Here is a 25,939-nt window from a genome sequence, read left to right as displayed (position 1 = left end):
TTCTTAATGACTAAAGAAAAAATTCAAGACGCAGTTTATACTCGCCGTTATATCTATAATTTCCATTACCATTTAATCTGGGTAACTAAGTATCGCCACCAGACTTTTTCAACTAAGGAACTGGTAGACGAAATGAAAGACATATTGCGAATGGTTGCAAAAGATAACGAAATTGTAATCGAAAAGATGGAAGTAATGCCAGATCATGTTCATGTACTGATCAGTTTTCCACCTAGCAAGGCGCCAACCAGCGCTATCAAAGCACTAAAGGGGCGTAGTGCATTCATCTTTCTCAAACGACATCCAGAAATTCGACAATCATAATATTGGGGTGGTCATTTATAGTCGCCAAGCTACTATATGAGTACGCTTGGCAATATGAGTAAAGATGTAGTGGAAAACTATATCAACAATCAAAAATACAATGCACTCCAACAGAAAAAGTGTCCAATGGACGTTGAGTGAGCCTATCCATCCCATGACTAAAGTCACGGGATTTTCGGCTAGGCATAATTAAAGTTCGAGTGGTCGAAATGATCTGACAAAGCGCCTTTTTTAATTTCATATGTCATTTTTAAAAGATACGAAATTATCAATGATCATATTTATAAAGCTTGAATTTTTTAATCGCATAGATCAGTTCATTGGCGTAATTAGGGTCTGTTGCATAGCCGTCCTTTTGCAGCGCCTGGGCAGCTTCTTGGTAGTTCTTGGCTTTTAGCACATCTTTAAATACGTTTGGCTTAGCTTCGGTACCATGGGCAAGCAGCTCGGCGTGGGCCTTTAGTGAAGCCTCCCAACCATCATATACGGCAAAATACTGTTTGATTTCGACTGTCTTACCGTTGATGTTTTCCTTGGTATACATGCGAACGCGATTCTTTTTAGAGGTTGCTTTGATGCCAAAAAGATTGTTGTATTTATAAGCCAGCTTGCTGCGACCCCAGTTTGATTCGGTACCAGCCTGAGCAATGATGATGCTGGCTGGAATGTGGTACTTTTTTTGTTCTTTTTGGGCAATTGGCGCAATCGTTTTGATGAATTGATTAACCGTGATTTTAGATGAATGAGTTTCGCGCTGTGGTTTGGTAGATTGACTGGTTGAGTGCAGGTAGATTCCCAGACCGATTGCCAATGCAAAACACAGTGCCGCGATGCCAATTGCAATCCCAGCCCATTTTTTTGATTTGATCTTCATAAAAAGCCCCTTCGTAAAATGAATATCCCTTTGAAAAGATTTATTGAAGTCTTAAATGTGATTATAAATATGTTTGTCGGCTAAGCATAGGAAAAAGCTAAAAATTCCCAAAATAAGCAAAAATCATTCATACTTCAATCATTATCGAAAAATTTAGATAAACGATTATCAATGCAATTTTCTTCATGTATTCAAGTGATAGATCATTAAATGGATTTTTTTGGTGATTATGCAAATGACACTCATGATTTTTGTAGAATCTGGTCGTGATCATTGCTGTCGTGCTGATGATTATAATGATGTTTTGGAAGTAGCTGCATGGCTGATCAGCTTGGCGATTTTAAGCAAAACCATTAAAAAATTAAAAAACTACTTGCAAAAAACTAAGAATGGATTAAAATAAAAAACAATCAAACAGTTTTGAAAAACCATGAGAAAGACGAGTAGCTGTTTTCATTCGTAAAGTGAGCCGAGGATAATGGGAACTTGGCCGACCCTGATACAGCGAAAAACACTTCCCCGCGTTGCTGACCCAAATGGATTCGTCCAAAGTAGGCTCAGACGTTTTCGACACGTTACAGTCGATGGAGCATGTTTGTGCTCTGATCAAAGCGGTCTGGATATCTCTGGACAACTTGGGTGGCACCGCGGAATAAAGCCTTTCGTCCCATGAAACTACGGGGACAAAAGGCTTTTTATTTTGCCCTCAAGTCTAAGTTTCAAGGAGATTTTTTATTATGAGTCTGATTATTCCAGAACACTACGATCCAAAGCTGTCAGTCCGCGAGACCGAAGCCGCTATTCGCTACATTCGTGAAACCTTCCAAGATGAGATTGGACGCGAATTGAACCTGCAGCGGATGAGTGCGCCAATGTTCGTCGAAAAGAAAACTGGTTTGAACGATAACCTGAACGGAGTAGAGCAGCCAGTTTCATTCACGATGAAAGAACTGCCGGGCGAAACGATTGAAGTCGTTCATTCACTGGCCAAGTGGAAACGCTATGCCTTAAAGAAATACGGCTTTGGGATGCATGAAGGCCTCTACACCAACATGAACGCCATCCGCAAAGACGAAGATCTGGACAACTTCCACTCCATTTACGTTGACCAATGGGACTGGGAAAAGGTGATCGCTAAAGAAGAACGAACCGAAGAAACCTTAAAGGCCACGGTTAAAAAAATCTTTAAGGTTATCAAGCACATGGAACATGAAGTCTGGTACAAGTTCCCGCAAGCCGTTCACCATCTGCCAGACGAGATCCACTTCGTTACGACGCAGGAATTGGAGGATCGCTGGCCAGATCTGACGCCAATGGAACGTGAAGATCGCATTGCCAAGGAACTCGGCTGTGTCTTTGTCATGAAGATCGGTGACAAGCTGCGTCGTTCCGGCAAGCCACATGATGGCCGCGCCCCTGACTATGATGACTGGTCTTTGAACGGCGACATTATCTTCTGGTATGAACCGCTTGACTGCAAGTTGGAAGTATCCAGCATGGGGATTCGGGTTGATGAAGATGCAATGCGCTACCAGCTTAAGGAAGCCGGCGAAGAAGCTCGTGCCGAACTGCCATTCCACAAGATGCTGTTGAACCATGAACTGCCATACACGATTGGTGGTGGGATTGGTCAGTCACGGCTGTGCATGCTGCTGTTAGGTAAGGCACACGTTGGCGAGGTTCAGGCAAGCATCTGGCCAGAAGACATGCGGGAAAAGTGCGAAAAAGCTGGCATTCAACTGCTGTAATCAAGCGGTGTCGTGCTGAATCTAGTTTTTCAACTGCTATCAATAAGCGGTTTGGCATTGTGGGCAGCAGATTGGTGATTGCGACATTTGCATTCTGATTGGATCAGTCTTATTTGCGGACGAACTTCCTAACCTCAGTATCACTTTCTCAGAGTCAGCAGAACAGGACTGAGCTAATTTGAAATGTAAAATGCCAATGATCAATGTGTGAAATGGCGAAATCGTAAAACCGAGATACAGAAGGGATGATCCTGACTGTATCTCGGTTTTTGTTTGGCGTTAGAATTATTTGATTGCTCAACTCATTTAGTATGTCTTAATTAAAAAAGTAAATTAATTTGTTGAGTAAATTTAAGTGAAATCAGCAGTGCAAGGTAACTATAGCTGATCTTTGTAATTAAATTAAATTATTTTAATTTTTTGTTGACACAAGTTCATTATTTTATTATCATTCTTTAAAAATAATTTAAACCGTTGAGGAAAGAGAGTAGCCTTTTAAAGGTGTTTCAGAGAGTCATTGTTGGGTGAGATAATGGCAGCACTAAAATTGGTGAATGGGTTTCCGAGGGCAACGTGAAAGTGATGACATCAGTAGCGGCGCCGGAGTAAAGACCTCTGTGATCAAAGTCTAGCGTATGTATGTATGCGATGAGTGGGCATTAAAAATGTCAACCCGGGGTGGTACCACAGGATGCATCTTGATCTTGTTCCGGCAGTCGTTTTGACTGTCGTTTTTTAATTTTAGGAGGTTTTTATGGATGATTCGTTTGAGCTTTATGATTTGAAGGTTACCGTAGTGGGTAATCCAACTGACTTTGTCTGTAGCCATCAATTAGGCGATTATTTTCTGGTGGAAGGTGAGAATCTGGTATTTCCTCAGACGCATTCATTCTCGATGTACTCACTAAGTGCACTGTTGCCATTGTTGCCAGCCAAGCAACGGGTTTTAAATGCCAATGACTGGATGTTGTCAGACACCTTGATCGCATGTCCAGATCCAAACTGCAAGGCACTTTTTGAAATCAAGCGGATTGGCAAGCGAAAACAGTATCATAACAAGACTACTGTAGTTCCACTGACCGAAACCAAAAGAAAGGAAGATTAATATGCAGCAAAAAATCAGATTGGCAAATGGCTACACGTTCAATCGAGTCATTAATGGCTGTTGGCAGCTGTCGGCCGAGCATAACCTGCAAGGAAAAACCGATGTTGATGATGCATTGCAAGGGTTTCACGAATTGGTTGAGCATGGCTTTACAACTTTCGACTGTGCTGATATCTATACAGGCGTTGAAGAAATTATTGGTCGTTTTGTAAATGAATTAAAAGCAACCGGTCATTATCAAGAAGAGGATATTCAAGTTCATACCAAGTTCGTACCGGATAAAAGCATGCTGAGCAAGGTTGATCGTAAATATGTTGAACGAATCATTGACCGATCATTGCAGAGAATGCATCGTGAGGCGATTGATCTGGTGCAGTTTCATTGGTGGGACTTTAACGTTGCCGGCATGATGGATACAGCGTTTGAATTGGCAAGACTGCAGAAAAAAGGAAAAATTCGCAATATTGGCATGTGCAACATGGATACGGAACGGCTGAAGCAGATGGTCGACGCCGGTATCAACGTTGTCTCAAATCAGGCCCAGTACTCGCTGTTTGACCGGCGTCCGGAAAGATCGCTGCTTAAGTATAGCGCTGCCCACAATATTTATACATTTGCCTATGGAACACTGGCTGGTGGTTTTTTATCCGAGAAATACCTAGGAAAAGAATACGATCGGCCAGAGACACGCTCTCAAGTCAAATATATGCAGATTATCGAGGATTCGCTAGGGTGGGATGGCTTGCAGAAACTATTGCCGCTGCTTAAAGAAATTGCGGCGACGCATCAGGTATCAATTGCTAATGTCGTGACCCAATATATTTTGAATCAGCCTGGGGTCGGCGCCGTCATGATTGGCACCCGCAGTTCAAGACATGTTGCTGACAATCTGCGGACTCTGGAATTTGAGTTGTCGGCTGATGAAATGCAGGCCATCCGAGAGTTTATTGCTCAATATCCGACGCCAGCTGGTGAGTGCTATGAACTTGAACGGACCTCGCCACGTTACCAAGGAATTATTCTGACCGATTTAGACCACTAAAAAGGAGGCAGTTAAATGAATCAAAAATCAACGCTGCAATTTCGTGGTGGTATGTTTATGTCATTAATCCCAGTAGCAATCTACGCGTTTAGCTGTATTTATCTGTTTGTAATCTGTCGGGCCTTTAATATGGAAGCATTGGCAGTCGGCGGTTTTTTAGCTTTATTGATTGGTGGCATCTTTTGTAAAAGCTATCAGCAGTTTTGGGAGGCGGCAATTGAAGGAATCAGCTCAATTACTTCCATCTCGGTTGTCGTTATTTTGCTGATGGTCGGGATGTTTAGTGCTTTGATCAAACTTTGCGGCTTGTCAAATGGATTTGTATGGCTGGCTAATGCAACTGGCATTCACGGCGCACTTTTTGTTGCCTTGGGCCTAGAATAAAAAGTGTACAAGTTAAATAGAGACTCTGATTTAGTATAATTAAGGAAGTAAATTGGAGGATCAAATAATGACGAAGCACAGTTATGACAAGGAATTTAAGGAACAGGCCGTTCAGTATTACTTAGATAACAAGGATCACATGACCATGAATGAAATAAGTAAGAATCTAGGTATTGGGGCTAGTACATTACATAAATGGATTAAGCTGTTTACTGAGACTGGGGAGTTTGGCCGTGGCTCTGGTAATTTTGCCAGCGATAAGGACAAGGAGATTGCACGACTAAAGCGTCAACTTCGTGACGCTGAAGGAGCGATCGAAGTATTAAAAAAATCAATCGGGATTCTGAGCAAGTAACTACCGAAAAGGTATACCAAGAAATGGACGTTCAGCACGCTTTGGAATCCCACCCTTCCATCAATGGTATGTGTGATTATGTTGGAATCTCAAGAAGTGGTTACTATCAACGAGAAAAGCGTCATAATCACCAATCACCGCGAAAGCTTCGGAAGAAGTTTATTCAAGGTGAAATTAAAGCAATTTGGCTCAAAAGCCTTTGTATTTACGGTGCCGGCAAAATCACCCAAGAACTTCGCTCAAAAGGATATAAGATCGCTGAACGAACTGTTGGTAAGTATATGCGTGAACTTGGCATTCACGCCGTTTACCTAACCCCTTGGACGACTACCACTCGCAATTCTAAGTTTGATAAACAGCTAATAAATATTTTAGACGAGCAGTTCAATCCATTGCGACCAAACGCCGTTTGGTGCATTGACACCACTTATATTCCAGTTCATGACGGATTCGTTTATTTAACCAGTATTATGGACTTGTACTCCCGACGGATCATTGGTTGGGACTTATCTGAAACCTTGGAGGTATCGAATGTCATCCCACTTATTGAAAAGACTAAGCACAGTCGCCATATTAGCAAGCCATTAATCATGCACAGTGATCGTGGTAGTCAGTTTACGTCTGAAGCTTACAATCAAGTTACAGCTAGCATGACATTAAGCTATTCAAAGAAAGCTTATCCTTGGGATAATGCCTGCATTGAGTCGTTTCACGCCTTGATTAAGCGTGAATGGATAAATCGGTTTAAAATCCATTCATACTCCGAAGCTAAACGACTAGTTTTTCAGTACATTGAAACGTTTTACAACACAGTTAGAATTCACAGTCACTGTGGATTCAAATCACCAAAGCAACTTGAAGATGAGTATCAAACTCAAATTCAAAATTTAGTCGTGGCATAGGACAAAAAAGTCTCTATTTAAATTGTCTATTTTATTGACAGGGGACCACCTTCACTTTTGTTGCAACCTGCATTGTATCAACGGCAACAGGTTCTTCAATTGGTACAATGTTTATTGCCTTTCCTATTTTTTACCCAGCTGGTGTTTTGCTAGGTGCAAATTCGATGATGATGGCAGGTAGCATTGTTTCGGGAGCTATTTTTGGTGATAATCTGGCGCCAATTTCAGATACTACGATTGCATCTTCTTCAACACAGCAGTTTAATGATGGGCGGCCAGCCGATATTGGAGGAGTCGTAAACAGCCGTTTGAAGTACTCACTGGTGGCCAGCAGTATTACACTGACAATCTATGCAATTATTGGCGGAATCGGCGGAACATACCAAGGCGGGAAGATATCAGCTGCCTCCTCACCAGCACCATTGATTATGCTAGTGCCGGTTGTAGTTATGCTGATCGTTTCGGTAAGGACTCGCAACATCTATGCGGGAATTTTGACCGGATTGACGCTGGGAACGATTACTGGATTGCTTTTTAAGCTGTTTAGATTTTCTGATGTATTTGCTAACCATCCTAGTAAAAATGAGGTAACTGGCTTTTTGGTAGACGGGATCAATAATATTCTGCCAACCGTTGCACTGGTAATCTCGGTGTTTGGCATTATGGGTGTACTGATGCGAGCTGGCATGCTTGACTACCTGGCTGATCGAATTCTTGCCAGTCGATATGGTAAGACAGCTCGTGGAACCGAATTAATTGCAATGCTCGGAATCTCGCTGATTACGATTATGTTTGGCGGCGTGACCAGTGCGTCAATCTTAACGGCAGGACCAATTGTCAATAAAATTGGCCATGCGCGTAACATTCATCCATATCGACGCGCAAACCTTTTAGATGGGACTGCCAATAGTTTACCAGCTATCATTCCGTTTATGAGTGTGTTTGTCTTTATCGGCTCAGCAATGACTAAGCTTTCACCGGTTATTGTTGCAGGCGGCACGATCTACGCCTTTTGTCTATTTTTGACATTCTTAGTTGCGGTTTTGACAGGTTGGGGTCGGCGTCAAGAAGTTCCAGAATCAGTTGACAAGTTGGATGAGACTGTTGAAATTTAAAGATACTTAATTGGCGGCTAAGCAACTTTAATCATAGGACGAAAAAGTAGCGGGTACTGGAAAACATCCATACCAGTGCAAAATCTGTACCTTTATTCAAAAAATATTTGCCACTAATGATTGCCATAATCAGAGACGGTGAAATTCAAAAACCTGCCTTCCAAATCGAGGGCAGGCTTTTTTGATCATAAAGATTGACTCACTGCAAGCTTAAAATCTCGTAATTAACGTCAAACGGCTCGCACCGGGAAAGAAATAGTGATCACCACGTATTATGCAAATAATTTTGCATAATACGTATGACAAAAATCTCATTACCTACTTTACGCGAAAAACCAAGGAATAGTAGGTAGTTTCCGGGCTGACAGCTTGTCAAACTTGAATTTCTTCACAAACTGACGGTCAGCTCATTCTTCCATGGGTATTTGGCTAATGCTCCCCGTGATGCACTATTAAATCAATGAATGGTTTGGCTTTTATTGATTTGAGTTATGTCATTTGACACACCCTGAATCCTCGGGTGGTTGATGTCATTATGAGATATTTCGAGAAACTTTTTTGGCTACGATCCGATTAATCATCTAATCATCGGACTGGATCGTCAGCTGGAAGATGCGGCTTAACTTTTATGACAGCAGTTGGTGGTTGAAATGATTTAACCGAAGTTGGTTTCATGCGGTGATAATAATCATTCCCGGTATCAAAAATGAATGATTCGCATTAAATTTAGTAGGCAGTCAACGGCTAATAATGGTGTCAATATCATTAAATGGATTGGGATTAATTTTGACCTTTACTGCTAATCATAATCTATGTGAATCAATGAACAAATGATCATTTAATTAAAAATAAAAATTAAAACTTATAAAACCCCTACATATCAACACTTTCGGACCAATCAGAGCTATGATGTCAAGACAAAATTTGATGAAATTATCGCTAATACGTGACATTTTTAATTTTCTGACTAAAATAGAGTCGTAAACGATTTCAAAGCCAGACGCATAATCGTTTATCAAGTTCAATGCTGCTAAAGAAAGGGGTATTTTCAATAATGGCTTATCAATCAATCTACCCATATACGGGCGAATTGAAAAAGACTTATGAAAATCAGAGTGATGAATACGTGGAAGACAAGCTGCAAAAAGCCGATGCTCTGTACCACGAATGGCGCAATCAACCACTCGACGGCCGGGCCGAGATCCTTCACGCAGTTGCGGACAATTTGATGAAGCATCAAGATGAACTGGCAAAAGCAATGGTTCAAGACATGGGAAAGCTTTTTGGCGAGGCGAAAGCTGAAGTTGCTCTGTCAGCGATGATTGCCAACTGGTATGCCGACAATGCCAAGGATCTGCTGCGGCCACAGCGCGTCTACACGATCATGGGTGACGCACATTACGAATACCATTCAACGGGGGTCATCATGGCGGTTGAGCCTTGGAACTTCCCATATTACCAAGTCATGCGTGTGTTTGCGCCTAACTTTATGCTGGGCAACCCAGTTATGTTCAAGCAGGCCAGTTCCGTTCCGACCACGGCTTCACTGCTGGAAAAGTACACCTTGGAAGCTGGCGCGCCGGAAGGATCTCTGGTTAACCTGTTCGTTACCTATGACCAGATTGAAAAAATCATTGCCGATCCACGAGTCAGCGGGGTTGCCTTGACTGGTTCTGAACGAGCGGGACAAAAGATTGCTGCTGAAGCCGGTAAGTATTTGAAGAAGAGCACGATGGAGCTGGGCGGCTCAGATCCGTTTATTGTTTTGGATGATGCTGACATGGATGACATCAAGAAGATCCTCTACATGGCACGGCTGTTCAATGCTGGCCAAGAATGTACCTCAGCTAAGCGGTTTATCGTTACGGAAAAGAATTACGACCGGTTTCTGGAAATGCTGAAAGAAGAATTCAGCAAGGCTAAGATGGGCGACCCGATGAACCCTAAGACGACCTTGGCACCGCTAAGTTCTAAGAGCGCGGCTGATGATCTGCACCAGCAGGTTAAAGACGCCATCGTACATGGGGCAACCCTGGCTTATGGTGATCTTGACGTGCCGACGCCAACGCCAAACGGTTTCTGGATGCCGGCTGTGATCTTGACCGACGTTACCCGTGACAATCCGGCCTACTATCAAGAATTCTTTGGTCCAGTCGGGGTTGTCTACAAGGTGGCGGATGAAGAGGAAGCCATCAAGCTGGCCAACGACTCTCATTATGGCTTGGGTGGACAAGTCTTTGCCGGCCATTCCAAGCATGCAGCCGAAGTAGCATCCAAGATTGAGACTGGTGCCGTTTACTGCAACAACTTCCGGGGCTCAATTCCTGAATTGCAGTTTGGCGGGGTCAAGAATTCCGGCTATGGTCGTGAACTAGGGCGGGCCGGTATTCTGGCATTTGCCAATGAACAGATGATTATGCGCAATCCATACGACAAGATCGATCTTAACCATACGATTGGCGGTTTTGTCTAGGATTTAATCGAGCTGGCCATTAAATCAAAAAATGGTAGATTGCAAAAATCCTCCAATATATATGTAGGCATCAAGTCATCTTGACCTGGTGCTCTCAATAAAAAACTGCCGAGCTGATTATCAACTCGGCAGTTTTCTTCATATTTATTATGCTTTTGATCCGTGACCAGGCTGCCATTTGAGACCGATACCTGAAAAACCGCTCAAGATTGAGAAGAGTGGCGATAACAGACTAAACAGGGTGAATGGCAGGAATTCCAATACCGGGACACCCAGGGCAGAGGCAACGAATGAACCGGCCACGCCCCAAGGAATCAGGTAGTTGATGACGCTGCCACCATCTTCCAGCGTCCGACTCAATGCCAACGGGGAAAGACCAATGCGCTTAAAGGCTGGCTTGAAGGCATTCCCAGGCAGGATGACGGAAAGGTACTGCTCGCCGACGAACAGGTTGACGCCGATTCCCGCAAAGATCGTTGCCGTAATCAGACGGCCTGGCTTGTTCAATTTAGCTACTAAAGGCTTCATGGCGCTTTCAATGATTCCCATATGCATCAAGATCCCACCAAGCGCCAGGGTCATGATGATCAAAGAAACGGTGCCCATCATACTGGAGATGCCGCCCCGGGTCAGCAACGCGTCGACGGCCTTGTTGCCAGTCTTGGAGACAAAGCCGCTTTCAATCAACGTGGCAAATTTAGCGACGCCCAGCTGTGGGTTGTTGATAAAGATCATCACGGTTGAAACGATAATATTTAAAAACAGGGTGGGGATGGCTGGCAGTTTTTTCCAGGCACAGACAAACATTAAAATAATTGGCAGTGCTGCCCACCAGGAAACGGCAAAATGCTTAGTCAGAGTCGAACTTACTGAAGCGATGCTGGCAAGTGACGTTCCCTTGTTGCTTTGACCCAAGAAGAAAAAGACGATCAGGGAAACCAAGAAAGCGGGGATGGTGGACCACATCATATTGTTAATGTGATCAAATAAGTCGTCTTCAGCAACAGCCGATGCCAGGTTGGTCGAATCCGAAAGCGGCGACATCTTATCACCAAAAACGGCACCGGAGATAATGGCCCCCGCCGTTAAAGCTGGGTTAACGCCTAAGGTTGATCCCATCCCAAACAGGGCGATTCCTACGGTTGAGATGGTGGTGAAGCCAGAGCCAATGGCCAGTCCGACCAGCGAGCAGACAATGAAGACCGATGGCACGAAGAAACGAGCACTGATTAAATGAAAGCCCAGGACCATCAGTGAAGGAATAATTCCGGCTTGAATCCAAACGGCAATCAAAGTCCCAATCAGAATAAAGATAAAGATGGGAATGATGGCAGTGGAGATTCCCTTGGTAATTCCTTTCATAATGTCATCCCAAGATACGTGGCGCAGGGCCAGCCAGAAGACCAGGAACGCGATCACGGTCAAAACCGGTACCTGTGGTGAAAGACCGAAGCCAATTACGCCACTGCCCAAGATGACCAACATAATCAACAGGATTGCAACAGATTCTTTAAATTCAATTTTCTTGGTCATATTATCGACACCTCATGTTTTAAGCTGATTTGTTTAACGGCATTTGGATTGTAGATAATGACGATAATATCGTTTCATAATTTTTCTCCCCCTCGAGCAAATAAAAAGGGCGCTCCGACTAGATTAAATCTAATCGGGACGCCTAAACGTGGTACCACCCAACTGAAAAGAGTCAATAACAGCTTTTCACTCTTGCCAGTTGCTAACGGTACCGGCCCAATCCGTACGGGCTTATTTTGTCGGGTATTTCGCAACAGACACCCTGTCCGGTTCGCATCGACCACCGGTTTTCTGAACGCTGAGGTGCAGCTCTACTTGACGACCACTCGTAAATTTCGTTGGCATTAATATATCACTTAAAAAAATGAATAGCAAGCAAAATTCTGATGATTTTTTAATTTTATTTTAATCAAAACGCTTTCACAATGAAGATTAAAAAGTCGCTGGATCCAATTATTGGCGCGCTTTATAATGAAACTAATCTATGCAAAAAGGAATCAGTAAACATGACCAAAAAAATATATGTTGTGGGAGCTGCCATTTTAAATGAGCAGCACCAGATTTTAGCAAGCAAACGCAGTGATGATCGTATTTTAGGCGCATTGTGGGAGTTTCCTGGGGGCAAGATTGAGCCGGGCGAGGATCCTCAAACAGCCTTAAAGCGTGAGTTAAGAGAAGAATTCAATGATCAGATTGAAGTTGGACGCCAAGCCGCGCCAACCGCCATCAAACAATATGATTTTGGCGAGATTCATTTGACGGTTTATTATGCCAAACTGGATACGCATCATTTTGATCTGATTGCTCATAGTCAAGTTAAATGGTGTGATCAAGCAGAGCTGATGCATCTGCACTGGGCCGACGCCGACTTGCCGATTGCCAAAGCCATTGCCCAGGCTGATCTGGGAAAGGCGGCGTTTTAACAATGGCTGGCGTTGACTACGGTAAGATTTTAAAACGCTTGCAGAAAGGCGATAATGATCAGCTGGTAGAAGAAATCCATGGCTCGCTTTTAAACGGCTATGTCGATCAAGATGAATTTGCCACGGTTGGCGATCTCGGCCCTAAGCTGCTGACCAATCAAGCAGGCAACCAGATCTGGAACCAGCTGCGTCATGAACTGCAGACCTGCCGCAGTTATATTTTCGCGGTGGCTTTTGTGACGGACGCAATGATTTCATGCTTAAAGCCGGTCTTCAAACAGCTGGCTGATCATGGCGTCCAGGGCCGTTTATTGACTTCTGACTATCTGTACTTCAATCAACCTAAGGCCTTTAATGAGCTGCTCAAGATTCCAGGCTTGACGGTTAAAATTGCCAAGGTGGATGGGTTTCATCAAAAAGGCTACATTTTTCAACATGACGGCTATCAGACGATCATCATCGGCAGCGCCAACCTGACTGAGAACGCCTTAATGCGCAACTATGAGTGGAGTCTGCAGGTCAACTCGCTGAACAATGGCGACATTACGCGGCAAGTCAGTGAAAACATCGAGAATGAATGGCGAAACGCGCAGCCATTGACCGACCAATGGATTGCGCAATATCAGCTGATCTATCAAAAGAATCATCAAGTGGGTCATGCGGTGGCCAAAGTGGTTAAGAACGGCCAACCGGTAATTGATGGTGAACTAATTGAGCCTAATCAGATGCAAAAAGATGCTCTGGCACAGATTGCTCAGCTGCGTGAAGCCGGCAAGGATCGGGGCTTGGTGATTTCAGCAACGGGAACGGGGAAAACCTACTTGGGCGCGTTCGATGTTCGCAATGCCAAGCCAAAGCGGATGCTGTTTTTAGCGCATCGAGAAGAAATTCTGCGCAAATCAGCCCGCAGCTTTCAAAAAGTCATTGGCGGTCCTAAGGAAAATTATGGCCTGTATACGGGAAACGTACATGAAAAAGATGCCAAGTATTTATTTGCTACAGTGCAGACCTTACAAGATGATGCGCATTTACAAGCATTTTCGCCAACTGAATTTGACTACATCCTGGTTGATGAGGTTCATCATGCTGGGGCCAGCTCATATCAAAAAATCATGCAGTATTTTAAGCCTAAATTTTATTTAGGGATGACGGCGACTCCAGAGCGGAATGACGATTTCAGCATTTTTGAGCTGTTCGACTATCATGTTGCCTACGAAATCAGACTGCAGCAGGCTCTTGAAGCTGATATGCTATGTCCGTTTCATTATGTGGGCATCAGCGATTATCAGTTTGCCGATGCCAAGGTCAATGAAACAATTGCCAGCTATCAAAATGCCGCCAGCCATCATAAAAAAGAAGTTCAAGCCATTGAGCATCTGACCAGTACGGAGCGCGTGCACTATATTCTGCAGCAGACGGAATACTATGGCTATTCTGGTCCCAAGCTGCATGGGCTGATCTTTTGTGCGACGGTGCAAGAAGCCAACCAGCTGGCAGCGGAACTAACCAGACAGCATCATCCAGCTAAGGCACTGGCCGGCGCGGATTCAATGAGCGTTCGGCAGCAGGTGGTCAAGGAACTGGAAGATGGTGTAATCGAATATATTGTGACAGTTGATCTGTTCAATGAAGGGATTGATATTCCATGCGTCAATCAAGTGGTTTTTCTGCGCAGCACCAATTCCAGCATCGTCTACGTTCAGCAGCTCGGTCGGGGTCTGCGCAAAGCCCAAAACAAAGACTATGTTGAGGTGTTGGATTTTATCGGCAACTACAAGAACAGCTACATGATCCCAATTGCCTTGACGGGAGATGCCTCGTATTCCAAAGACAGCGCGCGGGAAACCGTTGAGATTGAGCCAACGATTGGGCTGTCAACGATTGCGTTTGATGAGATTGCTAAGGAGCGGATCTATCAGTCGCTGCGCCAGGTTAAGCTGGATGACATGCGCAAGTTGCGGATGGTTTACCAAAATATGAAGCAGCGAGTAGGACGCGTGCCGCTGCTGGCTGACTTTATGGCTGCCGATTCAATTGATCCTGAGATTTTAGCCAATAAAAAGAAGAATTACGCGCAGTTTTTGATTGGCGAAAAAGAACCAGTTGAGATCAATGATTATGAAAATCGCCTATTGACTTTTTTGGACGCGGAACTGTTAAATGGCAAGCGGCGTCATGAACTGATCTTATTGGATGATCTGTTGAATCGGGCAACGGTTACGGAAAAAGAACTCAAGCAGCAGCTAAAAGCGGCCGGCTGTCTGGTTGATGGAGCAACGCTGGCTTCGATGCGGCGTGTTTTGGATCTGACCTTTTACAACAAGAATGCGGCGCCGTCTCGTGCTGATTATGGCGGTCGCCCAGTTGTGATTTTTGATCAGGCAGCGCGGGACTATCGGCTAAATGATGAGCTGCGCGATTCGCTAAAAAACGATGCGTGGTTCAGCCGCCTTTGGCAAGATGGCATCAAGACCGGGCTTTTGCGGGCCAAGCGCTACCAAGCGGATCAACGGTTTACGCTAGGTGAGAAGTATACGCGTAAAGACGTCATGCGCCTGGTCAACAATGTGGTCAATACGACCGCGCAAAATATCGGTGGCTACTTTTTTAATGAGCATGATGGCGTCATTTTTGTCACTTACCATAAAGCTAAAAACATCAGCCGTTCGATTCAGTATGAGGATCAATTTTTAAATGATCACGTTATGCACTACTTTTCCACGGGCAAGCGACGCCTGGACAGTCCTGATGTCAAGAAGTTTATGGATGGCAAGCGGCAGCTGACACTCTTTGTCAAAAAATCTGATGCTGATGACGACAAGACCTTTTATTATCTAGGCACGTGTCGCTACATGCCGGGATCGGCCCGACAAGAGCAGCATGACGGCAAGCCAATCGTTTCCATGAACTTAGAGCTTGATCAGCCAGTTTCTTACACACGCTATCATTCGTTGATTGACTAAAATAAATTAAAATCGCACTGCTCAATTAATGAAGCGGTGCGATTTTTGGGTGTAATTAGATAATAGAATCAGTCATTAGGCACAGCCAATTGGGCAAGCAAGTGATTAAGCTGCGATCATTCAGGCTGATGCGCGTCAAGGTAGGCATTGAGATCAGCATTCTTGATATCGGTAATAAACATGTGCCCTGGCGCGTGAGTGATTACCAAAGGCAGCTTGGCGTTTTCGATTGCTGCTTGTGGAGTTACGCCACATGGCCAAAAGACTGGCACTTCGCCTGGCTTGATCGTGTCAGCATCGCCATAATCGGGATGATCAAGGTCAGAGATGCCAATTGCAGCTGGATCGCCAATTTGGATCGGCGCCCCATGAACGTTAGGCATCTGGGCCGTAATCTGGCGGGCCAGCTGAGCTTTAGCCGGCGACATTGGCCGCATGGAAACCACCATTGGGCCTTTAAAGCGGCCAACTGGGCTGGTCATAATATTGGTTTTATACATGGGAACGTTGTGCTTTTCAGTCAGATGACGAATCTCAATGCCGGCTTTGAGCAGGGCTTCTTCAAACGAAAAAGAGCAGCCAATCAGAAAGCCAACCATATTCGCCTGCCAATACGGAGTGGCATCGGTAACCTCTTTAGTAAAATGGCCGTTTTCATAGAGACGGTAACGCGGAATATCCGTACAGATGTTGGCGTGCCACGCGATCGTCTTGGTCAAGGGTGTTTGTTTGACGGTTTCCAACAGTGGACAGGCTTGTGGATTTTGCCGAATCCATTCACGAAAGTCATGCGCATACATTTGCGGCAAGATTACCAGATTAGCCTGTGCATAGCCCGCTGCCATGCCGGCTGTAGGAAAATCAATGATGCCCGTGCGAATCCTTTGTCGAACCTGGGCGGGCGCTTGTTGGATATAGGGTTGAATATCAAAAGCAGGCATGCATTTCACCTCTTAGATTATATAATGATGTGAAGATTAGACTTACATTAAATAATAATTGCTAAATGGACGTTTGCAAACCCACCGGCTCGGTAAACTGGCTAAATTAAGCACTCAACACTTAAAACTTAATTCATATTGGTTTTTAACTATAAACATGATTAAGAATTAAAACGAGATTTGATAAATGTCGTTGGGTGGCATCGTTGCCGCGAATAGATTTACGATATCGAAAAAAGAGTCGATATTAAACACCGGCTCTTTTTGAATTTAAGGCTTTTTGATAGTCGAAGATACAATCTGCATGCTCTGTGGCCGCGCATAGTCGAAACGATGGTCAGTACGGTGGTCGTGCCATTTTACGATCCCGATCAGAATCAAGATAATGACGATCGTATATAGCAGGGCCGAACGACTGGAAGGATGATCGACCATGGCCGCGCTGCGATACCAACGAAACAGCCAGGCCAACATGCTATAGACCAGAATTCCGCAGACCACGGCAAAAATAATGGCCCACATAAACGTCGTGGCCATCGCCATTACGATTCCCGCGGCGATTAAAAATAAAACCATCAAAACGATGAACAGGCACATTTAAAAATCCCCCTTGTTGTTTAACCAGCCAGGCAGCGGTACGTCGATTACGCGTGGCGGCTGATTTAATTGACAGGCAACAGCTTGACCGATCCCCAGTCCGCTGACGGTGGCGACTAATTGTGTATCCAGATTGAGACTGCTGATTTCCTCGGGACTGGCCAGATGGTGAACCAGCAGATTAGGAAACTGGGAGCGCAGTTTGGCTGGCAGGTCCAATGGTGATTGCGTGGTTAGAATCATGTTTAGTCCAACCTTGCGACCTTCACGCAGAACTTGAAAAATTCCGTTTTCAGCCAGCTTGGTTTCATCAGCTGGGAGATAGCGGTGGGCCTCATCAATTATAATATTGACGGAAAAAGCCGCGTTATGCTGCAGACGGTGCTCCAGAATTCGTTTCATTAAAAGCGAGATGACGGCCCGTTGACCAATCGCGAGCGTCTTCAGCGCGGAAAGGTCGATTACCAGCGTTTTGTGGGCGCTGCGCTGATTTAAAAACATCTGCAGCACGAAATTGAGCTCGGTTTTAACCTGCTGAGGCTGATGAATCATACCGAACAATTTCCGCACTGCCAAGCTGGCCAGCAATTCTCTTAGCTGAATGATTTTGGGCCATGCTGCCGCGATCAGCTGCCGGTCATAGGTCTGACCAAGCAGCTGATAGTCGGCGCGCTGATCGTCATATGGGATCACCAATTCCTCAATTAACTGGTCGGGCAGCAGCTGAACGGCATATGATTTTGACCAGCGACCAAGTTTTTCCAGTTCCTGCTGGTGAGCAGCGATTGGTTGGCTGATGCGCTGATAGCAGCCGGACTGATTCCGCAGATTGTTTTGAATGCGCAGATCATTGACTGCTGAAGCGGCGGCTGTGCTGAGACGTTCGTCAAAATGCAGTCCCAGCGCCTCAATCAACTGAGCAGCCGAAAATTCACCAGGTTCCAGGTAGGCATTTTCTCCCAAGCGATAAACGATGGCATTTGGCAGCTGCGCGTATTCACCGGTAGGATCCAGAACAATGTTGGCTTGACCGCTGCTCTGCAATTGATCCAGCAACGTTAACGTCGAGGTTGTCTTACCGCTGCCGGTCTGTCCAATGATCAGCAGATGTCTGTTTGTCAGCTCGTTCAATGCATTCATCCCCTAGTTTCATCATTATAATATTTTTAATTATATATATAAGAACTTAAATTGTCATAAATGTTGTCATTAATTTTAAATGGCCGACCTTGACTTAATATTCTAAAACTATGCAAGCGGATCCATTTATGTAATATAATGTGATTATAGTGAAAAGTTAGTATTCTAAATAAACAATCAATATGTTAACGAAACCAATCTGCATGTTGTTTAGGCTGGTTAAAAATGGGGGAATTTCAATCATACGGGGAGGGCTTTCCCTTTTTCAATACCTCCTTTAAATTTACACAAACAATTTTATACTCCCGTAGCAAGACTAACTGAAGCATCATTTAGCCACGTTGACCGCGAAAACGATCAACCGAAGCATTATTGAGTCATGTCAGCTGTAGAAACTGCCAACCTAAGCATCATTGAGTCGCGACTGTTGCGGAATCAATCAAATCAGCGGAACATTTCTGAGTGCCAACAGTCTAAAAATTTCATCTGCAAGAAAAATCCCGGTCACCGTTTTTGATCGTGACCGGGATGATTTCGTATTTATGCCTTTTAATTAGCAGTTTCTTCGCTTAAACGCTTTTCCTGGTCTGCAATCAGCTGCTTGGTATGGGCCCAGACATTAGGGTGCTTGGTACCATTAACCCAATAGTCGACATCAGCAAATATTTCGGCTTGACTGGCTTGATCATAGTCATGGTGCAAAAAGTTGGCAGTGGTCTCGGCAGACTGTTTTTCCCACATGGCAGCCATGATGAATTGACTGCGAGTCCGCTGCAGCTTTTCTTCAGCCGGTCCAAGATCACGCGCTTCGACATTGCTGACCTTGGCCGTGGCAATTGGCGGCTGAACCGAGTTGCTTGGCAGATATGGTGCTACAGGGACGTTCATTAAGGCATTTTGCATTACCTCATTCCAACTGTCGCCATAAGTATCCAACCGGTGCTGCAGACCGGGTTCAACATCATTAGCAATTAGATAGTCGCGCTTTTCACCCCAGCTGAGCGTGACATGAGCAACAAAAACTTTTTCTGACATGATTTCACCTTCCAATTGTTTGGGTATTCACAATATTGATTATAGCGCGAATTTAGATTTAGAAAAGCGAAAAAAGTAACGGCTGATCATCAAAAATAAATAAAGCGTTAAACTTTAAAAAATTAATATAATAAAATAAAAAAATAAATTTTAAACGCTGATTTTCGCTATAAACAGCGGTTTTTTTAACCAATGACTTACTTAAATCAAGTGCGAGAGTTAATGATTTATGTTAGATTGAAAGCGCTTAGATTTAACTATTGGGGGAATTTAAGATATGCGAAAAAGAAACTACATTTATTTGTTTGGTTCGGCAATTTTAGGATTAACGATGTCGGCAATGCCGGTTAGTGCTGATGATGCAGCTGCGACAGCGCCTGTTAGTCAAGCCAGTTCCGTTCAGGTGGTTACCAATCCTGATACGGCCAGTCAGCCGGGACAGGCTACTGATTGGTCAGATCCTGCCAAATATCAAGGATACGTACCAGTTCAAATTTTGGGGATCAATGATTTTCATGGTGGGCTTTCCAATACCGGTACCGCTCAGATTGGCGATCAGACCTATCAAAATACGGGGACGGCAGAACGACTGGCTGGCTCTTTGAATCAAGCTGAGAGTGACTTTAAGGCGGCCAATCCAGCGGGGACAACGATTCGTGTTGAAGCTGGTGACATGGTCGGCGCCTCACCAGCCAACTCGGCACTTTTGCAGGATGAATCCACCATGCATGCACTCAAGGCAATGCACATTGAGTATGGCACGCTGGGGAATCATGAGTTTGACGAGGGACTGGGCGAATTTAACCGAATCGTAACCGGTGGCCAGCCAACCAAGCAGTATAACGATGCTGAAATGGCCTATCCGCATGAAGCCTCAGACATCAACATTATTACGGCAAACGTGATTCTCAAGGGCACCAAGACCGATGATAACTATGGCGAGATTCCATATGGTTTTCAGCCTTACATCATCAAGGAAATTCATACCAGTGATAACAAGGTTGTAAAAATCGGCTTTATCGGCATCGAGACGACCGATTTGCCGATTCTGACACTCTATGACAACTACAAGGATTATGAGATTCTTGATGAAGCCGAAACCATTGCTCATTATGAAAAGATTCTGCGCAATCAAGGCGTCAATGCGATCGTTGTCTTGGCACATACTGGGGTAGAGACCAAGAATGGTGAAACCAAGGGCACGGCGGTTGATATTATCCAAAAGCTCTACCAGATCGATCCTGAGAATTCTGTCGACATCTACCTGGCTGGGCACTCTCATCAGTATGCCAATGCCACGGTTGGTTCAGTCAAACTGGTGCAGGCCATCTACACTGGCAAGGCTTATGATGACATCATTGGTTATATCAATCCGGCGACTAACGACTTTGCGCCTGACAGCATCGTCTCACATGTCTTCCCGGTCCTTTCAGAAAAAGACAATCCGGCTGCCGTCAGCGACCCAACCGTTGTGGGAATTGTTGAAGATGCTACCAAGCGAGTGGCGCCAGTCATCAACCAAAAGATTGGGGAGGCAGCAACGCCAGAAACGATCACCGGCCGTTTGCATAATACGCCAACTCGGGAAAACCAGGCTGGTGAGCTGGTAGTTGATGGACAGTTGGCCGAAGCCAGAAAACTGGGCGTCAATGCTGACTTTGCAATGACCAATACTGGTGGGGTACGGGCGGATCTGGTAGTTGAACCGGATCGCACGATTACTTGGGGTGCTGCCCAGGCAGTTCAGCCATTTGGCAATATTTTACGGGTAGTCGAGATGACGGGGCAGCAGGTAATTGACGCCTTAAACCAGCAGTATGACGAAGATCAAAAGTATTATCTGCAGATTGCTGGTCTCAAGTACTACTACACTGACAGTGACGATCCTAACCAGCCATATCGCGTAGTGGCCGCTTATGATGAAAACGGGCAGCCGTTAGACATGAACAAGACTTATCGCGTGGTTATCAACGACTTTTTAGCTGGTGGTGGTGACGGCTTTACGGCCTTTAAGGGTACCAATCAGATTGCAGTGATTGGCGCGGATACGGAAGTCTTTATGAGCTACATTGCTGATCAAACCAATGCCGGCAATTTGATCAAGGCGCCAGTTACTGATCGCAAAAACTACCTGACGCCGGCAGAAGCTAAAGCCTTGCTGCATCCTGTTGTGCCGGATACGCCAGCGAACAGCGAAACTGGTCAGACTGATACCGAAAATAATGGTAATACTAATGGTTCAGCAGCTGATGCAAAGCAGAGCCAGGAAATTGCGGTCGACAATTCGGCAGCTCCGCAATTAAAAATTGTTAATGGTCAGGATCAGACAGCTCCAGTTGCGGTCGCGGTTAAGTCAACCGAACAAAAAGCCAGCCAGACCGCGCTGCCACAAACCGGCAATGACGAAAAATCGGCCTTGGCATTGCTTGGGACGGCGCTGATCGGGCTGTCAGGCATGTTTGTAATTCGTCGTCGGCCACGGCGGCAAAAATAGCCTGGTCAATCGGATATGAATTTAGGGTCGAATAGCGAAAAGATTCAAAGCGGTTCGTCAACCATCATCGACTAAGGTCACGAGATTTCCGGCTAGACATAATGATGATGTGAATGGCTTGATTAGTATGTCGGTCCTAGGTTTAGTGAACCGACTGCTTTTTAAACTAAAAAATATTAGATAGCGTTATACAGAGCTTTTAACGGTTTTGCATAACGCTATTTTTTTGAAATACTAGATTTTTTTAAAATATGCAAATTCTTAATTTTATTAACTTATTAGCTTGTTTTATTTATTTTATTAAGAAAAAATTAAATGAATGGCCACGGTTGAAAAAGCAAAATAAATTTGTTGATAAACTGTGAATATAAGGACGGTTGACAAGTCCAGTCAATTCCAATAGCATGAAAGTTACTCTAATCATTTTATAATGGTCAATTTAAAAATTTAAGTCACTGGCTAAAGGGGGGATGTTCAGTGACCAGTTATCAGATTATACCAGTTGGTGATCAGGCTTTAGCCATTGAGTTTGCCAATCGGATCGATCCAGTTGTCAATCGGCACTTGCAGCAGATTGGGCGTTATATCTTAAAGCAGCATTTATCGGCAGTCAAAACGATTATTCCAGCCTATCGGACGCTGACCGTAACCTTTGATGGTGGCCAGACCGGCTTTGAAGAACTAAAAGATCAGCTTGAGCCGTTAATTGAAAAATCGATGAACGCACCACTGCCGCCATCCAAGACCTGGCTGATCCCAGTCTGCTATGGCGGCAAGTATGGTCCTGATTTGGAGGATGTTGCGCGTTTTGCTGGGCTAAGCACGGCGGAGGTCATTAAAGAGCATACCGCCCAGTCTTATCTGATCTACTTTTTGGGCTTTTTACCCGGTTTTGCCTACATGGGCAGCGTCGACCAAAAGATTGCCATGCCCCGTCTAGAACAGCCACGCTTGGAGATTCCGGCGGGCAGCGTTGGGATTGCTGGTGAGCAGACCGGGTTTTATCCAGTCGCTTCACCAGGCGGCTGGCGCATTATTGGGCAGACGCCGCTTAAGCTTTATGACGAAAAAAATCCCGCTAGTTTTTATCATGCTGGTGACAGTGTTAAGTTCTTTGCCGTTGACGAAGAGAAGTTTCAAAAGATCCAGCTGGCTGATCGGCTTGGCAAGTATCAAGTAAAGGCGGTGACATCAGATGCCGATGATTAATGTAATTGAACCAGGACTGCAGACCACTGTACAGGATCTGGGACGGCCAATGCATCAGATTAATGGTTTTCCGGCTTCTGGGGCAATGGATCAGACCGCTTTGCAGGTTGCTAATTTGTTGGTAGGCAACTCGCCGTATGCCGCTGCTTTAGAGTTTTCACTGACTGGGCCGACATTGCGTTTTATGGCGACGACGTTCATTGCCTTAACCGGAGCTGAATTTAATGCTCAGCTTAATGGTCAGCCAGTCAAAGGATATCGCTGCCTGCAAGTGCATACTGGCGATATATTGAAAATCGGACCCGCAATCATAGGACGGATTGGCTATCTGGCAGTGGCGGGCGGTCTGCATTTGCCATTAGTACTTGACAGTCGTTCAACCACGCTGCGTTTAAAACTGGGTGGTATGGATGGACGAGCGTTAGTCAGTGGCGATCGCTTGCCAATCGAAGCTAAGCCTACTTTAGTCAGTTATTATCATCGACACGCACCAATGCCGGAATTGCCTGATTTGAAAACACCAGTTAAGATTCGCGTCTTAAAAGGACCACAGTGGGAAAAGTTTGATGAAAAAGATCATGAGCGATTTTTGTCTGGAACGTATACGGTGACGAATCAATCTGATCGAATGGGTTACCGGTTAAAAGGCGATGCCATGCAGACCAAACAGGAAAGCATGTTATCGGCAGCCACGGTAATGGGTGGTTTACAGGTGCCAGCCAATGGTGAACCAATTGTATTAATGGCTGATCGACAAACGACTGGCGGCTATCCACTATTGGCAGTCGTGGCGACAGCGGACTTGTCTAAACTGGTGCAGTGTCGTCCAAAACAGCAGATTAAATTCGAACTGATCGAGCTGAATGCAGCCCAGGAACTGTTAAAACAGCAGCAGCAAAATTTAAAAGAGCTGCGACATCGCATCAAAATGGCGCGCTACCAGATGCCATATGGAATTACGCGAGAGGCCAGCCAGCGCATTCAACGACTTTTTAAGGAGTGATAGATTTGGATACCAAAAATATTGAAGAATTGATCAATCTGCTCAAGGAAAACGATCTAACTGAACTGGAATATGAAAAAGATGACGAGCATATCCGCATTAAACGTGCCAATAGCGAATCGTATGCGCAGCCGGTCAGTGTCAGTCCACAGTATAGCAATCCCAGCCATCACATCATGGCCCCTAAAGAAGTCGTTACCAGCAGCAATACGATCAACGCGCCAACGATCGGTGTGTTTTATACGGCTAAATCACCACAGGATCCTCCATACGTCAAGCCAGGCGACCATATTAAGCAAGGCGATGTCGTTGGGGTGATTGAAGCCATGAAGGTCTTTACCAATGTGGTTGCTGATCGTGACGGCATCGTTGAAAAGGTTTTGGTAAACAATGAAGAGGGGGTTGAATATGACCAGCCGCTTATTCAAATTAAATAATTCCGTTAGTAAATGGCCCTTTCATAAGGTGCTGGTAGCCAATCGCGGTGAAATTGCGGTTCGGATCATTCGTACCTGCCGAGTATTGGGACTGGCGACGGTGGCCGTTTATTCCGAAACCGATGCCAAATCGCTGGCCGTTCAGCTTGCAGATCAGGCAGTCTGCATTGGTCCCGACAACGTTAATGCCAGTTACCTCAACATTGCAGCCATCATCTCAGCGGCCCAGCTGACTGGCGCTGATGCCATTCATCCTGGTTATGGCTTTTTGTCAGAAAGTCCTGAATTTGCAGATGCCTGTCTGGAAAACGGGATTAAATTGATTGGCCCAAGTGGTGATGTAATGCGACTGCTAGGCGATAAGGAACAGGCGCGTATGACGGTGGCTAAAGCTGGTCTGCCGGTCGTCAAAGGCAGCAGTACAACGATTGACAATTTGGCTGATGCTTTGGACCAGGCTCAAGAGATCGGTTACCCAATTATGGTTAAAGCTAGTGCAGGTGGCGGCGGAAAAGGCATGCGGATCGTCAATTCACCTAAAGAAATGGCGGCTAAGTTTACGGTCGCCCAAGATGAAGCCAAAGCCGCGTTTGGCAGCGGTCAGATGTATCTGGAACAGTATCTGGCCAATCCGCGGCATATTGAGGTGCAGATTGCTGCCGATCGTTACGGCAATGCAATTGCGCTGGGTGAACGGGACTGTACGATTCAAGCACGCCATCAAAAAGTTATGGAAGAAGCACCGGCTGTGGTAGTGCCCGCGCGAATTCGTGATGAGATGCTGCGGCGCTCAGCAGATGCGGTTACCCAATTGAATTACGAGGGCGTCGGGACGATCGAGTTTTTGTATAACCATGATGGCTCTTATTACTTCATGGAGATGAATACCCGGATCCAAGTCGAGCATCCGATTACCGAAATGATTACCAATGTGGATTTGGTTGAGCTGCAGCTGCGACTGGCGGCTGGTGCGGAATTAGAGCCGCAGTTGGTTGTCACGCACGGTTTTGCTTTAGAATGTCGCATCAATGCCATGACTCCTGGTAAGATTACTGGTCTGCATTTGCCAGGCGGCCAGGGCGTCCGTGTGGATACAGCGATCTATCAAGGCTATGTCGTACCCAACAGCTATGATGGAATGATCGCTAAAATTATTGTTTATGGTGATCGACGTCAGCGGGTTCTCCAACAAATGCAGGCCATCATTGATGAAACGGTGATTACTGGAATTCAGACCAATCTTGGATTATTGGCTCAGATTTTAAAAGAGCCATCATTCCAACGCTTAACAGCTACGGTCAACTGGTTGGATGACTTGCAGAAGCAGAAACATTAGCTAAGG

General features: G+C 45.1%; 22 protein-coding genes, 2 pseudogenes and 1 other annotated feature. Of the genes and pseudogenes, 18 read left to right on the top strand and 6 right to left on the bottom strand.

Going from position 1 to position 25,939, the window contains the following annotated elements:
• Positions 1-6: 6 nt before the first annotated feature.
• A pseudogene (gene tnpA, locus H0G69_RS05375) lies at positions 7-465 on the top strand (IS200/IS605 family transposase).
• A gap of 127 nt (positions 466-592) precedes the next feature.
• Here tnpA and H0G69_RS05370 read toward each other — a convergent pair.
• The gene (locus H0G69_RS05370) at positions 593-1,198 is read right to left on the bottom strand and encodes a glycoside hydrolase family 73 protein (protein WP_180304332.1); all 606 of its coding nucleotides are present in this window, start codon (positions 1,196-1,198) and stop codon (positions 593-595) included.
• A gap of 235 nt (positions 1,199-1,433) precedes the next feature.
• Here H0G69_RS05370 and H0G69_RS05365 point away from each other — a divergent pair, with 235 nt between their 5' ends.
• From H0G69_RS05365 to H0G69_RS05325, 10 genes and pseudogenes are all read left to right on the top strand, one after another.
• Positions 1,434-1,601: a hypothetical protein gene (locus H0G69_RS05365; protein ID WP_180304331.1), complete on the top strand. Its 168-nt coding sequence runs from the start codon at positions 1,434-1,436 to the stop codon at positions 1,599-1,601.
• Positions 1,602-1,619: 18 nt separating this feature from the next.
• Positions 1,620-1,871 (top strand) — a binding site (T-box leader).
• Between the two features lie 64 nt (positions 1,872-1,935).
• Positions 1,936-2,946, top strand: a complete 1,011-nt coding sequence (asnA, locus tag H0G69_RS05360; protein WP_006500929.1) for an aspartate--ammonia ligase — start codon at positions 1,936-1,938, stop codon at positions 2,944-2,946.
• A gap of 754 nt (positions 2,947-3,700) precedes the next feature.
• Positions 3,701-4,051, top strand: a complete 351-nt coding sequence (locus H0G69_RS05355; protein ID WP_006500930.1) for a TIGR04076 family protein — start codon at positions 3,701-3,703, stop codon at positions 4,049-4,051.
• Between the two features lies 1 nt (position 4,052).
• Entirely contained in the window at positions 4,053-5,093 is a 1,041-nt protein-coding gene (locus H0G69_RS05350) for an aldo/keto reductase (protein ID WP_006500931.1), read from the top strand.
• Positions 5,094-5,108: 15 nt separating this feature from the next.
• Positions 5,109-5,477: a Na+/H+ antiporter NhaC family protein gene (locus tag H0G69_RS05345; protein ID WP_180304330.1), complete on the top strand. Its 369-nt coding sequence runs from the start codon at positions 5,109-5,111 to the stop codon at positions 5,475-5,477.
• 67 nt (positions 5,478-5,544) lie between these two features.
• Complete coding sequence (locus tag H0G69_RS05340) at positions 5,545-5,832, top strand: transposase (RefSeq protein WP_003688751.1); 288 nt, start codon at positions 5,545-5,547, stop codon at positions 5,830-5,832.
• A 23-nt stretch (positions 5,833-5,855) separates the two neighbouring features.
• A complete protein-coding gene (locus H0G69_RS05335) occupies positions 5,856-6,734 on the top strand; it encodes an IS3 family transposase (RefSeq protein WP_180304329.1) in 879 nt (292 codons plus the stop codon).
• Between the two features lie 59 nt (positions 6,735-6,793).
• A pseudogene (locus H0G69_RS11065) lies at positions 6,794-6,982 on the top strand (Na+/H+ antiporter NhaC family protein); the annotation flags it as partial.
• 180 nt (positions 6,983-7,162) lie between these two features.
• A complete protein-coding gene (locus tag H0G69_RS11130) occupies positions 7,163-7,849 on the top strand; it encodes a Na+/H+ antiporter NhaC family protein (RefSeq protein ID WP_338124773.1) in 687 nt (228 codons plus the stop codon).
• A 1,054-nt stretch (positions 7,850-8,903) separates the two neighbouring features.
• Positions 8,904-10,322 (top strand): NAD-dependent succinate-semialdehyde dehydrogenase, encoded by a 1,419-nt coding sequence (locus tag H0G69_RS05325; protein ID WP_180304328.1) that lies wholly within the window; start codon positions 8,904-8,906, stop codon positions 10,320-10,322.
• 147 nt (positions 10,323-10,469) lie between these two features.
• Here the strand turns inward: H0G69_RS05325 and nhaC are convergent, their stop codons facing one another.
• Positions 10,470-11,855 (bottom strand): Na+/H+ antiporter NhaC, encoded by a 1,386-nt coding sequence (gene nhaC / locus H0G69_RS05320; RefSeq protein ID WP_180304327.1) that lies wholly within the window; start codon positions 11,853-11,855, stop codon positions 10,470-10,472.
• Between the two features lie 506 nt (positions 11,856-12,361).
• On the opposite strand from nhaC, the gene H0G69_RS05315 reads away from it, so the two are divergent.
• A complete protein-coding gene (locus tag H0G69_RS05315) occupies positions 12,362-12,778 on the top strand; it encodes a (deoxy)nucleoside triphosphate pyrophosphohydrolase (protein WP_180305403.1) in 417 nt (138 codons plus the stop codon).
• 2 nt (positions 12,779-12,780) lie between these two features.
• Entirely contained in the window at positions 12,781-15,741 is a 2,961-nt protein-coding gene (locus tag H0G69_RS05310; protein WP_180304326.1) for a DEAD/DEAH box helicase, read from the top strand.
• Positions 15,742-15,857: 116 nt separating this feature from the next.
• On the opposite strand, the gene H0G69_RS05305 is transcribed toward H0G69_RS05310, so the two are convergent.
• The 4 genes from H0G69_RS05305 to H0G69_RS05290 all read right to left on the bottom strand — a co-directional run bounded on the left by H0G69_RS05305 (position 15,858) and on the right by H0G69_RS05290 (position 19,454).
• Entirely contained in the window at positions 15,858-16,682 is an 825-nt protein-coding gene (locus H0G69_RS05305; RefSeq protein WP_180304325.1) for a putative hydro-lyase, read from the bottom strand.
• A gap of 270 nt (positions 16,683-16,952) precedes the next feature.
• Positions 16,953-17,279 carry a hypothetical protein gene (locus tag H0G69_RS05300; protein ID WP_180304324.1) on the bottom strand — a complete coding sequence of 109 codons (327 nt, stop codon included), beginning with the start codon at positions 17,277-17,279 and terminating at the stop codon, positions 16,953-16,955.
• On the bottom strand, positions 17,280-18,419 hold the full coding sequence (locus tag H0G69_RS05295) for an ATP-binding protein (protein ID WP_180304323.1): 1,140 nt from the start codon (positions 18,417-18,419) through the stop codon (positions 17,280-17,282).
• A 549-nt stretch (positions 18,420-18,968) separates the two neighbouring features.
• Entirely contained in the window at positions 18,969-19,454 is a 486-nt protein-coding gene (locus tag H0G69_RS05290) for a DUF7679 family protein (protein WP_180304322.1), read from the bottom strand.
• A 331-nt stretch (positions 19,455-19,785) separates the two neighbouring features.
• On the opposite strand from H0G69_RS05290, the gene H0G69_RS05285 reads away from it, so the two are divergent.
• The 5 genes from H0G69_RS05285 (at position 19,786) to H0G69_RS05265 (ending at position 25,933) form a co-directional block, all read left to right on the top strand.
• The gene (locus H0G69_RS05285; RefSeq protein ID WP_180305402.1) at positions 19,786-21,948 is read left to right on the top strand and encodes a bifunctional metallophosphatase/5'-nucleotidase; all 2,163 of its coding nucleotides are present in this window, start codon (positions 19,786-19,788) and stop codon (positions 21,946-21,948) included.
• A 477-nt stretch (positions 21,949-22,425) separates the two neighbouring features.
• Positions 22,426-23,157, top strand: a complete 732-nt coding sequence (gene pxpB, locus H0G69_RS05280) for a 5-oxoprolinase subunit PxpB (protein WP_180304321.1) — start codon at positions 22,426-22,428, stop codon at positions 23,155-23,157.
• The gene (locus H0G69_RS05275; protein WP_338124757.1) at positions 23,144-24,160 is read left to right on the top strand and encodes a 5-oxoprolinase subunit C family protein; all 1,017 of its coding nucleotides are present in this window, start codon (positions 23,144-23,146) and stop codon (positions 24,158-24,160) included. Before pxpB ends, H0G69_RS05275 begins: the two co-directional genes overlap by 14 nt.
• The gene (locus H0G69_RS05270; RefSeq protein WP_240164311.1) at positions 24,157-24,597 is read left to right on the top strand and encodes an acetyl-CoA carboxylase biotin carboxyl carrier protein; all 441 of its coding nucleotides are present in this window, start codon (positions 24,157-24,159) and stop codon (positions 24,595-24,597) included. Before H0G69_RS05275 ends, H0G69_RS05270 begins: the two co-directional genes overlap by 4 nt.
• A complete protein-coding gene (locus tag H0G69_RS05265; RefSeq protein ID WP_180304320.1) occupies positions 24,569-25,933 on the top strand; it encodes an acetyl-CoA carboxylase biotin carboxylase subunit in 1,365 nt (454 codons plus the stop codon). The genes H0G69_RS05270 and H0G69_RS05265 overlap by 29 nt, the downstream gene beginning before the upstream one ends.
• The last annotated feature ends 6 nt before the right edge of the window (positions 25,934-25,939 follow it).

This window comes from Limosilactobacillus mucosae (genome assembly GCF_013423865.1).
Classification (GTDB): domain Bacteria; phylum Bacillota; class Bacilli; order Lactobacillales; family Lactobacillaceae; genus Limosilactobacillus; species Limosilactobacillus mucosae.
This window is presented reverse-complemented; position numbering and strand designations above follow the sequence as displayed.